We start from the raw sequence: 13524 nt of genomic DNA, 5'->3' as shown, positions 1-13524 counted from the left end.
CGCTACGCGTGGGGTTTGTTCTAACAGGCTACCCCTGAGATTGTTATGGATTACTTCACTCTCTTCGGACTACCCGCTCAATATCCGATTGATCTCCAGGCGTTGACGATCCGTTTTCAGGATTTGCAGCGGCAGTACCATCCGGACAAATTTGCCAGTGGTACTCAGTCAGAGCAATTAGCTGCGGTATCGCAATCCGCGACCATCAACCAGGCCTGGCAGACGCTGCGCCATCCGCTAACGCGTGCAGAGTATCTGCTCTCGCTCCACGGTTTCGATCTGGCGAGCGAACAGCATACCGTGCGCGACACGGCGTTTTTGATGGAACAGCTGGAGCTGCGTGAAGAGCTGGATGAGATTGAACAGGCCAAAGACGAAGCGCGTCTGGAAAGCTTCATTAAGCGCGTGAAGGGCATGTTCGATACCCGCCATCAGCAGATGGTGGAGCAACTGAACAACGAGACCTGGGACGTGGCGGCAGATACTGTGCGCAAACTCCGTTTTCTCGATAAACTGCGAAGCAGTGCTGAACAACTCGAAGAAAAGCTGCTCGATTTTTAATTTCGGAAGCAATTATGGCCTTATTACAAATTAGTGAGCCTGGCTTAAGTGCCGCACCGCACCAGCGTCGTCTGGCGGTGGGTATTGATCTGGGCACCACCAATTCTCTCGTGGCGACCGTGCGTAGCGGCCAGGCGGAAACGCTGGCTGACGAGCAGGGCCGCCATCTGCTGCCTTCCGTGGTCCACTACCTGCAGCAGGGTCACGTGGTTGGCTATGACGCCCGCGCCAATGCCGCGCGCGATCCGGCCAATACTATCAGCTCTGTAAAGCGCATGATGGGCCGCTCGCTGGCCGATATTCAGACCCGTTACCTGCATCTGCCGTATCAGCTCCAGGCCAGTGAAAACGGCCTGCCGATGATCGCGACCGCGGCCGGTCTGCTGAACCCGATCCGTGTTTCTGCTGATATCCTGAAAGCGCTGGCGGCGCGCGCGACGGCGACGCTCGGCGGCGATTTAGACGGCGTGGTGATCACCGTACCGGCCTACTTTGACGATGCTCAGCGTCAGGGCACCAAAGACGCCGCGCGTCTGGCGGGCCTGCATGTGCTGCGCCTGCTGAACGAACCGACGGCAGCGGCAATTGCCTACGGCCTCGACTCCGGTCAGGAAGGGGTGATTGCGGTTTACGATCTCGGTGGCGGTACCTTTGATATCTCGATCCTGCGCTTAAGCCGTGGCGTGTTCGAAGTGCTGGCAACCGGCGGGGATTCCGCACTGGGCGGCGATGACTTCGACCATCTGCTGGCCGATTTTATTCGCGAGCAGGCAGGCATCAGCGATCGCAGCGATGCTCGCGTACAGCGTGAACTGCTGGATGCGGCCATCGAGGCAAAAATTGCGCTGAGTGATGCACAGTCAGTCACCGTGAATGTAGCAGGCTGGCAGGGTGACATCTCCCGCGACCAGTTCAGCGATCTGATTGCTCTGCTGGTGAAACGTACCCTGCTGGCCTGTCGCCGCGCACTGAAAGATGCCGGTGTTGAGGCTGAAGAAGTGCTGGAAGTGGTCATGGTGGGTGGTTCAACCCGTGTGCCGCTGGTGCGCGAGCGCGTGGGCGAGTTCTTTGGCCGCACGCCGCTGACCTCCATCGACCCGGACAAAGTGGTTGCCGTGGGCGCCGCTATCCAGGCCGATATTCTGGTTGGCAACAAGCCGGACAGCGAAATGCTGCTGCTGGACGTCATCCCTCTGTCGCTGGGTTTAGAAACCATGGGCGGCCTGGTGGAGAAAGTGATCCCGCGTAACACCACCATTCCGGTGGCGCGCGCGCAGGAGTTCACCACCTTTAAAGACGGTCAGACCGCGATGTCCATCCACGTGATGCAGGGCGAACGCGAACTGGTGCAGGACTGCCGTTCTCTGGCACGCTTTGCGCTGCGTGGTATCCCGGCGCTGCCTGCGGGCGGGGCGCATATTCGCGTCACCTTCCAGGTGGATGCGGACGGCCTGCTGAGCGTCACTGCGATGGAAAAATCCACCGGTGTTGAATCATCTATTCAGGTGAAACCATCCTATGGTCTGACCGATGGCGAAATCGCCTCCATGATTCAGGATTCAATGAGTTACGCTGAGCAGGATGTGAAGGCGCGTATGCTGGCTGAACAAAAAGTTGAAGCCGCACGCGTGCTGGAAAGCCTGAACGGCGCGCTCGCTGCCGATGCCGCGCTGTTAAGCGCCGCTGAGCGCCAGGTCATTGACGACGCTGCCGCACACTTAAGTGCCGTAGCGCAAGGCGATGACGCTGATGCAATAGAAGAAGCCATTAACAACGTTGATAAACAAACACAGGACTTTGCTGCTCGCCGCATGGACAAATCTGTCCGCGTCGCGCTGAAAGGCCAGTCCGTGGACGAGGTTTAATATGCCAAAGATTGTTATTTTGCCTCATGCGGACCTCTGTCCGGATGGTGCTGTTCTGGAAGCGAAGACCGGTGAAACCATTCTCGATGTTGCCCTGCGTAACGGTATCGAAGTGGAACACGCCTGTGAAAAATCCTGTGCCTGCACTACCTGCCACTGCGTCGTGCGTGAAGGTTTTGACTCTCTCGCCGAGAGCACCGAAGACGAAGACGACATGCTGGATAAAGCATGGGGTCTGGAGCCAGACAGCCGCTTAAGCTGCCAGGCGCTGGTGACCGATGAAGATCTGGTCGTGGAATTCCCACGCTACACCATCAACCACGCACGCGAGCATTAATATGGGACTGAAGTGGACAGACAGCCGTGAAATCGGCGAAGCGCTCTACGACGCGAACCCGGATCTCGATCCGAAAACCGTACGATTCACCGACATGCACCAGTGGATCTGCGATTTAGAGGATTTTGACGACGATCCAAACGCATCCAATGAAAAAATTCTGGAGGCGATTCTGTTAGTCTGGTTAGATGAAGCAGAATAAATCACCTTACGGGCTGCCTTCAGGCGGCCCGTTTGCTAATAAGGATAAATAAAATGACCGAAGCGATGAAGATTACGCTCTCCACACAGCCTGCAGACGCACGCTGGGGAGAAAAAGCCACGTACAGCATCAACAACGACGGTATTACCCTGCACCTGACGGGCAAAGATGATTTGGGCCTGATCCAGCGCGCGGCGCGCAAAGTGGATGGTCTGGGCATTAAGCATGTCACCCTCGACGGCGAAGGCTGGGACACCGACCGCAGCTGGGCGTTCTGGGCGGGCTACAAAGGGCCGAAAGGCACCCGCAAAATTGAGTGGGCGAACCTTGATGCCGCGGGGCAGAAAGAGCTGGAAAGCCGTCTGACCATTATCGACTGGGTGCGCGACACCATCAATGCCCCGGCAGAAGAGCTGGGCCCGGAACAGCTGGCACAACGTGCTGTTGACCTGCTGTGTGGTGTGGCGGGCGACAAAATGTCTTACCGCATCACCAAAGGTGAAGATCTGCGCGAGCAGAACTACATGGGCATCCATACTGTAGGACGTGGTTCTGAGCGTCCTCCAGTGCTGCTGGCTCTGGATTACAACCCAACCGGCGATAAAGAAGCACCAGTCTTTGCTTGCCTGGTCGGGAAAGGCATCACTTTCGATAGCGGTGGCTACAGCCTGAAGCAGAGCGCGTTCATGGATTCCATGAAGTCCGATATGGGCGGCGCGGCCACCATTACCGGCGCGCTGGCGTTTGCTATCACCCGTGGTCTGAACAAGCGTGTGAAGCTCTACCTGTGCTGTGCTGACAACATGGTGAGCGGCAATGCCTTCAAGCTGGGCGATATTATTCGCTACCGCAACGGCAAAAACGTTGAAGTGATGAACACCGACGCCGAAGGCCGTCTGGTGCTGGCCGATGGCCTGATCGACGCCTCTGCCCAAAAACCAGAACTGATCATCGACATGGCGACCCTGACCGGCGCAGCGAAAACCGCGCTGGGTAACGACTACCATGCGCTGTTCAGCTTCGACGACAAACTGGCCGCGCGCCTGCTGGCAAGTGCTGCCGCTGAGAACGAGCCGTTCTGGCGTCTGCCGCTGGCCGAGTTCCACCGTAACCAGTTGCCGTCCAACTTTGCTGAACTGAACAACACCGCAAGCGCGGCGTACCCGGCGGGTGCGAGCACCGCAGCCGGTTTCCTGTCTCACTTTGTTGAGAACTACCAGGAAGGTTGGCTGCACATCGACTGCTCTGCAACGTACCGTAAAGCGGCGGTTGAGCAGTGGTCTGCGGGCGCAACGGGTCTGGGTGTGCGTACCGTGGCGAACCTGCTTACGGCTGAGTAATTGTTATGTCCGAAACCAAAAACGAATTAGAAACCCTGCTGGAGCAGGCGGCAACCGAGCCTGCCCATCGTCCGGCATTTTTCCGCACGCTGCTGGAATCCACCGTCTGGGTGCCGGGTACCGCCGCGGAAGGTGAGCAGGTCGTAGAAGACAGCGCGCTGGATCTGCTGCACTGGGAGAAAGACGACGGCACTTCGGTGATCCCGTTCTTCACCTCACTGGAAGCGTTGCAGCAAGCCGTTGAAGACGAACAGGCGTTCGTGGTGATGCCGGTACGTACCCTGTTTGAAATGACGCTCGGCCAGACGCTGTTCCTCAACGCGAAGCTGCCGACCGGAAAAGAGTTCACCCCGCGTGAAATCAGCCATCTGATTGGCGAAGAGGGTAACCCGCTCAGCACGCAAGAGGTACTGGAAGGGGGCGAAACGCTGCTGTTGTCTGAAGTGGCGGAACCGCCTGCGCAGATGATCGATTCGCTGACCACGTTGTTCAAAACCCTGAAACCGGTAAGACGCGCGTTCCTCTGTTCAATTAAAGAGCATGCAGACGAACAGCCGGTGTTGCTGATCGGTATTGAAGCTGATGGTGATATCGACGAGATCATTCAGGCGGCGGGCAGCGTGGCCACCGATACGCTGCCGGGTGATGAGCCGATTGATATTTGCCAGGTGAAGAACGGAGAGAAGGGCATCAGCCACTTTATTACTGAGCATATCACCCCGTTCTATGAGCGTCGCTGGGGCGGTTTCCTGCGCGATCTCAAAACCACGCGGATCATATAAACTTTTCGGGGTGAATATTCACCCCGTGAGTTTATCTGGTGGGTTCAACCGGCAGATCGTCTCGGGCTCCCCATTCGCTCCAGGCGCCGTCATAGAGCGTCACGTCGTTTACACCGAGCGTGGCGAGCGCCAGGATCACCACGCAAGCCGTTACGCCGGAGCCGCAGCTGGCAATAATCGGACGGTGTAAATCCACACCCTGACTCTCAAAAATAGCGCGAAGTTCGTCTGTGGTTTTCAGTTCGCCTTCAAATACCAGATCGCCCCACGGTACATTCAGTGCGCCCGGGATGTGACCGCGCTTCAGCCCTGGACGCGGCTCATCCGCTTCGGCATTGAAACGCGGAGCTGGGCGGGCATCGACGATTTGTGCCGTTTTTTCATGGCTAACCACCAGTACATCGGTCAGGCGTTTCACCACGTGTGGGGCAAACGTCGCATCGAAATCGCCTTCCGCCTGCGTGACTTCACCCTGTTGCAGCGGCAGTTCATCGCGCTTCCAGCCAGCCAGACCACCTGCCAGAATCGAGACCTTTTCGACGCCGAAGTTTTTCAGCATCCACCACGCGCGCGGCGCGGAGAAGAGGTTGCCCTCATCGTAGACAACCAGATGCTTGTCCTGGTTGATGCCCAGCTCGCGCATCGCCACAGAAAAGGCTTCCGCACGTGGCAGCATGTGTGGCAGGGGAGTGGTGTGATCGGAGAGGGCTTCAATATCAAAATATACCGCACCAGGCAGGTGGCCTGCGCGGTATTCCGCGACCATATCGCGGAGATGTTCCTGCCCGGCAGGGGCCATTCGCGCATCGATAATCTGGACTTCCGGGTCATCGCTGTGCTCAATGAGCCAGTCGGCGGCGACAAAATATGAGGTAGTCATGGGGTGCCTCCATTCTTTTCCGTAAAAAAGAATTGTCGGTGTTTTTTCTGACGTCGACAAGCAAACTGCGTTCAAGTCGCGAGCCACCCCTTAATTTTACGGATTCTCAAATTGGACTTTTTGAATTAGTGAAACTTGCGGATAATACTTATCCGGACGACGACCAACAGGCTCCATGGGCCAGGGACAAAGGATGAAACCGTTTCGCTTAGCCGCGCTCTCTCTTGCGCTGCTTACCACGTTTACGCTTGTCGGCTGTGATAACAGCGACGATAAATCTCAGGCTGCGGCTCCCGCAGCATCCACAGCCACAACACCAAAAGCGGCGGAAAAGCCCGATGCTGAAAAACTGGCCAAACTTGCGGCACAGAGTCAGGGTAAAGCGCTAACTCTGCTGGATGCTTCTGAAGTGCAGCTCGATGGCGCATCAACACTGGTGCTGACCTTCTCTGTCCCGCTGAATCCCGATCAGGATTTCGCGAAAACAGTGCATGTTGTGGATAAGAAAAGTGGCAAGGTTGACGGGGCGTGGGAACTTGCGCCGAACCTGAAAGAGCTGCGTCTGCGCCATCTGGAGCCCAATCGCAATCTGGTCGTTACCGTTGAACGTGGCCTGCAGGCGCTGAACAAAGCGACATTCGGAATTGATTATGAAAAAGCGCTGACCACCCGGGATGTTGAACCGACGGTCGGTTTCGCCAGCCGGGGCTCACTGCTGCCGGGCAAGGTGGTGGAAGGTCTGCCGGTGATGGCGCTCAACGTCAACAATGTGGACGTTAATTTCTACCGCGTGAAGCCGGAATCGTTGGCCTCGTTTGTCAGTCAGTGGGAATACCGTAATTCGCTGACAAACTGGGAATCTGACAATCTGCTGAAGATGGCGGATCTGGTATACACCGGGCGTTTTGACCTCAACCCGGCGCGCAATACGCGCGAAAAATTACTGTTGCCGCTGAAAGATATTAAGCCGCTTCAGCAGTCTGGGGTTTATATCGCGGTGATGAACCAGGCGGGGCACTATAACTACAGTAACGCCGCGACTCTCTTTACCTTAAGCGACATTGGGCTGTCCGCTCACCGTTATCATAATCGTCTGGATATCTTCACCCAGAGCCTGGAAAACGGTGCGGCGCAGTCCGGTGTGACCGTCACCCTGTTGAACGATAAAGGGCAGACGCTTGCCGAAGCGAACAGCGATGGCGATGGTCATGCAAAGCTTGAGACCGACAAAGAGGCCGCGCTGATCCTTGCCAGTAAAGACGGGCAAACGACGCTGCTTGACCTTAAGTTACCGGCCCTCGATCTGGCGGAGTTTGATATTGCAGGGGCGCCGGGTTACAGCAAGCAGTTCTTTATGTTTGGCCCGCGCGATCTCTACCGCCCTGGCGAAACGGTGATCCTTAACGGTTTGTTACGTGACAGTGATGGTAAACCACTTCCCGATCAGCCCGTGAAACTTGACGTGCTGCGTCCGGACGGGCAGGTAGCACGCACAATCGTCGTCCAGCCAGAGAATGGCCTCTATCGCTTTAACTATCAGCTGGACAGCGGGGCGCAGACCGGCATGTGGCATGTCCGTGCCAACACGGGGGATAACCTGCAGCGTCTGTGGGATTTCCACGTTGAAGATTTTATGCCAGAGCGTATGGCGCTCAATCTGACCGGACAAAAAACACCGGTTTCACCGCAGGATAACGTCGACTTTAACGTGGTCGGCTATTACCTGTACGGTGCGCCAGCCAACGGTAATTCCCTGCAGGGCCAGCTTTTCCTGCGTCCGCTGCGTGAGGCAGTGGCTGCGCTGCCGGGCTTCCAGTTTGGTGATATTGCCGAGGAGAACCTGAGCCGCAGCCTGGATGAAGTTCAGCTGACTCTCGATGATAAGGGGCGTGGGCAGGTTTCCACCGAAAGCCAGTGGAAAGAGGTGCACTCTCCTCTGCAATTGATTCTGCAGGCCAGCCTGCTGGAGTCGGGCGGTCGTCCGGTAACGCGCCGTGCTGAGCAGGCCATCTGGCCGGCGGCTGATCTGCCGGGGATCCGTCCTCAGTTCGCCAGCAAAGCCGTTTATGACTACCGTACCGATACGACAGTTAACCAGCCAATTGTCGATGAAAATGGCAACGCCAGCTTTGACATTGTCTATGCCGATGCCAGCGGGGCGAAAAAGGCCGTTTCCGGATTACAGGTTCGCCTGATCCGCGAGCGCCGGGACTATTACTGGAACTGGTCAGAAAGCGAAGGCTGGCAGTCGCAGTTTGATCAAAAAGATCTGATCGAAGGTGAGCAAGAACTGAGTCTTAAGGCCGATGAAACCGGCAAAGTTACCTTCCCGGTAGAGTGGGGCTCATACCGTCTTGAAGTTAAAGCACCGGATGAGATGGTTAGCAGCGTGCGCTTCTGGGCGGGCTACAGCTGGCAGGATAACAGCGACGGCACGGGCGCTGCGCGTCCTGATCGCGTGACGTTGAAGCTGGATAAGCCGTCTTATCAGCCAGGGGATACGATTCAACTGCATATTGCTGCGCCGGCCGCAGGCAAAGGCTATGCGATGATCGAATCCAGCGAAGGTCCGCTGTGGTGGAAAGAGATCGACGTACCGGCAAACGGGCTGGATCTCTCTATTCCGGTGGATAAGGCCTGGAAACGCCACGATCTCTATCTCAGCACACTGGTGGTACGCCCCGGGGACAAATCCAAATCCGCTACGCCAAAACGTGCGGTGGGTCTGCTGCACCTGCCGATGGGCGACGAAAATCGCCGTCTGAACATTGCCCTGGACAACCCGCAGAAGATGCGTCCGAACCAGACGCTCTCTGTGAAGGTGAAAGCCAGCGTGAAAGAGGGTGCGGCTCCGCAGAAAGTGAACGTGTTGCTTTCGGCGGTGGACAGCGGGGTGCTGAACATTACCGATTACGTCACGCCGGATCCGTGGCAAGCCTTCTTCGGTCAGAAGCGTTATGGCGCAGATATCTATGATATCTACGGCCAGGTCATTGAAGGTCAGGGCCGTATGGCCGCGCTGCGTTTTGGTGGTGACGGAGATGAACTCAAGCGTGGCGGCAAACCGCCGGTGAACCACGTCACCATTATCGCCCAGCAGGCTCAGCCGGTTACGCTTGATGCCAACGGGGAAGGTACCGTTACGCTGCCGATTGGCGATTTCAACGGTGAGCTGCGCCTGATGGCGCAGGCCTGGACGGAAGATGATTTCGGCAGCAGCGAAAGCAAAGTCATTGTCGCCGCGCCGGTCATTACCGAGCTGAATACCCCACGCTTCCTGGCAAGTGGAGACACCTCGCGGCTGACGCTGGATCTCACCAACCTGACTGACAAGCCGCAGACGCTGAACATCGCCCTGACCGCGACCGGTAAACTGTCGCTTGAAGGCGCACAGCCGCAGCCGGTTCAGTTATCTCCTGGCGCACGCAGTACGCTGTTTATTCCCGTACGTGCACTGGACGGTTATGGCGACGGTGAAGTGACCGCGCAGGTTACCGGCCTGCAGCTTCCGGGCGAGACTTTCGCACCGCAGCAGAAGAGCTGGAAAATCGGCGTGCGTCCGGCGTTCCCGGCCCAGACGGTGAATACGGGGGCTATGCTGAACCCTGGTGAGTCCTGGACGGCACCTGCGCAGCACATCAATGGTTTCTCTCCTGCGACCCTGCAGGGGCAACTGTTACTGAGCGGCAAACCGCCGCTCAATCTGGCGCGTTATATTCGCGAGCTGCAGGCTTATCCGTATGGCTGTCTGGAACAAACTGCCAGCGGTCTGTTCCCGTCGCTCTACACCAATGCGGCGCAACTCACCGCGCTTGGCATCAAAGGTGATACGGACGACAAACGCCGTGCGGCCATTGATATCGGTATCTCCCGTCTGCTGCAGATGCAGCGTGAGGACGGCGGTTTCGCTCTTTGGGATAAAAATGGCCCGGAAGAGTACTGGCTGACCGCCTACGTTACTGACTTCCTGGTGCGCGCGGGCGAGCAGGGTTACAGCGTACCTGTCGATGCGGTGAATAACGCCAATAGCCGCCTGCTGCGTTATCTGCAGGATCCGGGCATGATGTCCATTCGCTATAGCGACGATACTCAGGCCAGCAAGTTCGCCGTACAGGCTTACGCTGCACTGGTGCTGGCGCGTCAGCAAAAAGCGCCACTGGGTGCGCTGCGTGAGATCTGGGAGCGCCACGGGCAAGCGGCTTCCGGGCTACCGCTGATGCAACTGGGTATGGCACTTAAACTGATGGGTGATGCTCCGCGCAGCCAGCAGGCGCTGGATCTGGCACTCAAAACACCGCGTAACGACAGTAAAACCTGGATGGCCGATTATGGTAGCGTCCTGCGTGATAACGCACTGATGCTCTCCCTCCTGGAGGAGTACAAGCTGCTGCCGGATGCGCAAAATACGCTGTTGAACGCCTTGTCTGAACAAGCCTTCAGCCAGCGCTGGTTGTCCACTCAGGAGAGTAATGCTCTTTTCCTGGCCGGACGTTCGCTGCAAACCTTGTCAGGGGCATGGCAGGCGAAAACATCGTTGTCTGATACCGCTTCAGGTGGGGATAAATCGCTGATCCAAAATGTGAATGGCGATCAGCTTGGCGCACTGCAGGTGACCAATACCGGTACGACACCGCTGTGGGTGCGCCTGGACAGTACGGGTTATCCGGAATACGCGCCTCAGCCAGCCTCTAACGTATTGCAGGTTGAACGCCATATTCTGGCAACAGACGGCAGCACGAAGTCTCTTTCTGAGCTGAGGAGCGGGGAGCTGGTGCTGGTGTGGCTCGAAGTCAAGGCCAGTCAGAACGTGCCTGACGCGCTGGTTGTCGATCTGCTCCCGGCTGGGCTGGAACTGGAAAACCAGAACCTGGCGAGCAGTAGCGCCAGCCTGCAGGATAGCGGTAGCGAAGTGCAGAACTTGCTCAGTCAGATGCAGCAGGCCGATATTCAGCATATGGAGTTCCGTGACGATCGCTTCGTGGCGGCAGTTCCTGTCAATGAAGGACAGCCGGTGACGCTGGTCTACCTGGCCCGTGCGGTCACGCCGGGAACCTACCAGGTGCCGGTTCCGATGGTTGAATCCATGTATGTTCCGCAGTGGCGGGCAACGGGTGCGGCCAGTGGCCCGCTGATTGTTGTTCCGTAATATGCTGATGGCACCTTTGATACGCTCCCGCTGGCTTTGGCTGGCGGGAGCGCTTCTCGTTTTATGGGGGCTGATCTTCGTTGCTGACCGCCTGTGGCCGTTGCCTCTGAAAGAGGTCAACCCTGCGCGGGTTGTGGTGGATGAAAAGGGGACGCCGCTCTGGCGTTTTGCCGACAGCGACGGGATCTGGCGCTACCCTGTGACGATTGAAGAGGTCTCTCCCCGTTATCTTGAGGCCCTGATCCAGTATGAAGATCGCTGGTTCTGGGATCATCCTGGCGTGAACCCTTTCTCTGTTCTTCGTGCGGCCTGGCAGGATCTCTCTTCCGGAAAGGTTGTCTCTGGCGGCAGCACGCTCACCATGCAGGTGGCGCGCCTGCTGGATCCACATCCGCGTACCTTTGGCGGCAAAATTCGTCAACTCTGGCGGGCGATGCAGCTGGAATGGCATCTTTCCAAACGCGAGATCCTCACGCTCTATCTCAACCGCGCCCCGTTTGGCGGCACGTTGCAGGGGGTGGGAGCCGCAAGCTGGACCTATCTCGGCAAACCGCCGTCGCAGCTCAGCTATTCCGATGCGGCGCTGCTGGCGGTGCTCCCTCAGGCTCCGAGTCGTTTACGCCCGGACCGCTGGCCTGAACGGGCCGAAGCGGCGCGCAATAAAGTGCTCGACAGGATGGCGACGCAAGGTGTCTGGTCTGCAAAACAGGTCAAAGAATCCCGTGAAGAAGCGGTATGGCTGGCACCACGACAGATGCCGCAGCTGGCGCCACTCTTTGCACGGATGATGCTCAGTAAAAGTCGCGACACGAAAATTGTCACCACTCTCGATGGCGGGCTGCAACGGCAGCTCGAAGAGCTGGCGATGAACTGGAAATCCCGCCTGCCTGCACGCAGCTCGCTGGCGATGATCGTGGTCGATCATACCGATATGAAAGTGCGCGGCTGGGTGGGATCGGTGGATATCAACGATGACAGTCGTTTCAGCCATGTGGATATGGTCAATGCGATCCGATCCCCGGGATCGGTATTGAAGCCCTTTATCTACGGTATGGCGCTGGACGATGGCCTGATCCATCCCGCGTCGTTGCTTCAGGACGTTCCAAGAAAAACCGGTGATTATCGCCCGGGGAATTTTGACAGTGGGTTCCACGGACCGGTCAGCATGAGTGAAGCGCTGGTGCGCTCCCTCAACCTGCCTGCGGTACAGGTGCTTGAAGCGTATGGGCCAAAACGGTTTGCCGGGATGCTGAGCAACGCAGGCTTGCCGCTTATACTGCCTGCGGGCGCTCAGCCAAACCTTTCGCTGATACTGGGAGGTGCCGGCGCACGACTGGCGGACATTACGGCAGCCTACAGCGCCTTTGCCCGACACGGTAAAGCGGGGCGATTGCGTTTACAGCCAGGCGATCCGCTGATTGAACGTCCGTTATTGTCACCAGGCTCGGCGTGGATTATCCGCCGTATTCTGGCCAACGAGGCCCAGCCGCTGCCGGATAATGCGCTACCGCAAATCGCGCCGCTGGCGTGGAAAACAGGTACCAGCTACGGCTACCGTGATGCCTGGGCCATTGGTCTGAATGCCCGTTACGTGATAGGTATCTGGACCGGACGGCCGGACGGCACGCCCGTGGCGGGGCAGTTTGGTTTTGCCAGTGCCGTGCCGCTGTTAAATCAGGTGAATAACTTGCTTCAGTCCCGCTCAACGGTAGACGAAGCCCGTCTGCCGCGCGATCCGCGTCCGGCAAGTGTCGGGCGGGGTGTGATCTGCTGGCCTGGTGGTCAGTCGTTGCCGGAGGGCAGTGAAAACTGCCGACGTCGTCTTGCGACGTGGTTACTTGACGGGAGTGACCCCCCCACGCTGCTTTTACCGGAACAGGAAGGTATACGCGGCATTCGTTTCCCGGTTTGGCTGGATAAAACCGGCAAACGCGTTGCGGCAGACTGCCCTGATGCTACTGAGAAAGTGCTGGATGTCTGGCCGTTGCCGCTTGAGCCATGGCTGCCTGCCACAGAGCGTCGTGCGGTCCGGGTTCCTCCCTCTTCAGCAACGTGTCCGCCGTTGTCGCAGGATGCACCTGCTCCGCTTATGTTGACCGGCGTGCGTGAGGGGGCCGTTATCAAACGTCTGCCGGGGGAATCCCGCGTTTCGCTGCCGCTTCAGGTGACCGGCAATAGCGGCGAGCGCTGGTGGTTTTTGAACGGCGAACCGCTGAGTGTGAAAGGAAGAGTTTACACATTACAGCTTGATAAATCGGGTGATTATCAGTTACTCGTTATGGATGAGAGTGGGCAGGTCGCGGCGGTGAATTTTACGCTGCAGTAATCCGAAAACAGCTTTCAGATGTGAGCTGTTGCTAAAACTCGTCTTATTTTAAAAAAATGTTACCTGAATCCATAGGCAATGGCGC

The 13524-nt window shown here is 57.6% G+C and carries 9 protein-coding genes; 8 read left to right on the top strand and 1 reads right to left on the bottom strand.

All coding sequences use genetic code 11. The annotated features are described in order from the left end of the window. The first annotated feature begins 45 nt into the window (after positions 1-45). From hscB to sseB, 6 genes are read left to right on the top strand one after another with little or no spacing between them, the layout of a single operon-like run. The gene (gene hscB, locus ACLHV8_RS16430; RefSeq protein WP_028016084.1) at positions 46-561 is read left to right on the top strand and encodes a co-chaperone HscB; all 516 of its coding nucleotides are present in this window, start codon (positions 46-48) and stop codon (positions 559-561) included. 14 nt (positions 562-575) lie between these two features. After that, the gene (hscA, locus tag ACLHV8_RS16425; protein ID WP_208594780.1) at positions 576-2426 is read left to right on the top strand and encodes a Fe-S protein assembly chaperone HscA; all 1851 of its coding nucleotides are present in this window, start codon (positions 576-578) and stop codon (positions 2424-2426) included. Position 2427: 1 nt separating this feature from the next. Next, positions 2428-2763, top strand: coding sequence for an ISC system 2Fe-2S type ferredoxin (gene fdx / locus ACLHV8_RS16420; protein ID WP_014071345.1), 336 nt, complete (start codon positions 2428-2430; stop codon positions 2761-2763). A 1-nt stretch (position 2764) separates the two neighbouring features. Further along, the gene (gene iscX, locus ACLHV8_RS16415; protein ID WP_003860650.1) at positions 2765-2965 is read left to right on the top strand and encodes a Fe-S cluster assembly protein IscX; all 201 of its coding nucleotides are present in this window, start codon (positions 2765-2767) and stop codon (positions 2963-2965) included. 53 nt (positions 2966-3018) lie between these two features. Further along, positions 3019-4305 (top strand): aminopeptidase PepB, encoded by a 1287-nt coding sequence (gene pepB, locus ACLHV8_RS16410; RefSeq protein WP_028016086.1) that lies wholly within the window; start codon positions 3019-3021, stop codon positions 4303-4305. Between the two features lie 5 nt (positions 4306-4310). Then, a complete protein-coding gene (gene sseB, locus ACLHV8_RS16405; RefSeq protein WP_028016087.1) occupies positions 4311-5087 on the top strand; it encodes an enhanced serine sensitivity protein SseB in 777 nt (258 codons plus the stop codon). Between the two features lie 31 nt (positions 5088-5118). Here the strand turns inward: sseB and sseA are convergent, their stop codons facing one another. Next, positions 5119-5967: a 3-mercaptopyruvate sulfurtransferase gene (gene sseA / locus ACLHV8_RS16400; protein ID WP_208594781.1), complete on the bottom strand. Its 849-nt coding sequence runs from the start codon at positions 5965-5967 to the stop codon at positions 5119-5121. Between the two features lie 193 nt (positions 5968-6160). On the opposite strand from sseA, the gene ACLHV8_RS16395 reads away from it, so the two are divergent. Both ACLHV8_RS16395 and pbpC read left to right on the top strand, forming a co-directional pair. Further along, entirely contained in the window at positions 6161-11113 is a 4953-nt protein-coding gene (locus tag ACLHV8_RS16395) for an alpha-2-macroglobulin family protein (protein WP_208594782.1), read from the top strand. A gap of 1 nt (position 11114) precedes the next feature. Next, the gene (pbpC, locus tag ACLHV8_RS16390) at positions 11115-13439 is read left to right on the top strand and encodes a peptidoglycan glycosyltransferase PbpC (RefSeq protein WP_208594789.1); all 2325 of its coding nucleotides are present in this window, start codon (positions 11115-11117) and stop codon (positions 13437-13439) included. The last annotated feature ends 85 nt before the right edge of the window (positions 13440-13524 follow it).

It is taken from the genome of Enterobacter sp. CPE_E863, assembly GCF_046521465.1.
In the GTDB taxonomy this organism is placed as follows: Bacteria; Pseudomonadota; Gammaproteobacteria; order Enterobacterales; family Enterobacteriaceae; genus Enterobacter; species Enterobacter adelaidei.
This window is presented reverse-complemented; position numbering and strand designations above follow the sequence as displayed.

What these genes read in the sequence shown, in the direction of transcription:
- iscX (WP_003860650.1), top strand. Translation starts at nt 2,765, where the DNA reads ATGGGACTGAAGTGGACAGACAGCCGTGAAATCGGCGAAGCGCTCTAC.
- sseB (WP_028016087.1), top strand. Translation starts at nt 4,311, where the DNA reads ATGTCCGAAACCAAAAACGAATTAGAAACCCTGCTGGAGCAGGCGGCA.
- hscA (WP_208594780.1), top strand. Translation starts at nt 576, where the DNA reads ATGGCCTTATTACAAATTAGTGAGCCTGGCTTAAGTGCCGCACCGCAC.
- pepB (WP_028016086.1), top strand. Translation starts at nt 3,019, where the DNA reads ATGACCGAAGCGATGAAGATTACGCTCTCCACACAGCCTGCAGACGCA.
- hscB (WP_028016084.1), top strand. Translation starts at nt 46, where the DNA reads ATGGATTACTTCACTCTCTTCGGACTACCCGCTCAATATCCGATTGAT.
- sseA (WP_208594781.1), bottom strand. Translation starts at nt 5,967, where the DNA reads ATGACTACCTCATATTTTGTCGCCGCCGACTGGCTCATTGAGCACAGC.
- ACLHV8_RS16395 (WP_208594782.1), top strand. Translation starts at nt 6,161, where the DNA reads ATGAAACCGTTTCGCTTAGCCGCGCTCTCTCTTGCGCTGCTTACCACG.
- fdx (WP_014071345.1), top strand. Translation starts at nt 2,428, where the DNA reads ATGCCAAAGATTGTTATTTTGCCTCATGCGGACCTCTGTCCGGATGGT.
- pbpC (WP_208594789.1), top strand. Translation starts at nt 11,115, where the DNA reads ATGCTGATGGCACCTTTGATACGCTCCCGCTGGCTTTGGCTGGCGGGA.